The 963-nt window shown below is 53.3% G+C and carries 1 protein-coding gene; it reads right to left on the reverse strand.

The features are described 5' to 3' along the window. The coding region (locus ACR0MI_RS23690; RefSeq protein ID WP_170817425.1) for a hypothetical protein at positions 1–514 on the reverse strand (514 nt) is incomplete at its 3' end. Positions 515–963 lie beyond the last annotated feature (449 nt).

Raw genomic sequence — 963 nt, forward strand, 5'->3', positions numbered from 1 at the left:
CACGCCAGAGTATTTTACCCCAGTTAGCTTCTCCAGTTTCGATTACTTTGTCGATGAGGTGGCGCAGGTCGATATCTTCTCCAAGCTTTACGAATATGGGTAGTGTCTCGTCTTCAATACGTTCAACCCCTGTCAGGATTTGCTGTCTGTCGATAAACTGTATCCGAAGAATCTGGGGGGTAGCTGAAACCGCGCCAAGCAAAAGGCTAACGAACTCTTCAGAACCCTCCGGTTCAACTTCCCCCGAGGAAATCCTGCCCGCAATGAAGTCGATTTGATCTGCAGCTGCAGACAGATAACGCTCGACCTGTTGTCGTTGTGTGCCAATAATAAGTTGAGCCTTCTGGGTCAGCAGCTCTGAGGTATTTCGATAGCCAACAAGCAGCCCCACACCCAATACGCCTGCAACTGAAGTGAGAACGAAGAAACCAAGCCCAAGCGCCAAGGCGACCGACATTGAAGCATGCCATTCGCCGGCATTCTCGTGAGAATTATTTCCTTTTGGCCCCCCCATGACACGCCCCGTGAACGAGACCATCGATTGGTACAATGCAGCAGATTATATGCAATTTCTTAAGCTTTTTAAAGTTTGGCTTGTTTGAGGGGCCGTGGTATGGGCCTTCAACGACCTCTGGGGTCCCACCCTCAACACCCGTATCACCCGAAACCACTGGGGCATAAACGGGGGCATTTCTCGGAGGGTTTGGCCCCAAGTGCCTAGTCTCGTTCCATGTTCCGATGAACTGGCTGGGGTGGTAGGAATCCTTGCCCACCGATGAAACCTATCAACTTTTCCGACCGGTGACCGGAACTGGGGCGGTTTCGGGGGCATTTCTATCAGTGAGCACGGGGCATTTTGACCGCTGGAGTGACCGTCCACTGGTGCTGACGGCGTCCGTAAGACTGGACCGCTGACGAGTCGTTCCGGGGCGCTGAAGAATGTTCGCTGGTGCTGGCGGGTGG

This window comes from Ruegeria sp. D4 (assembly GCF_056534475.1).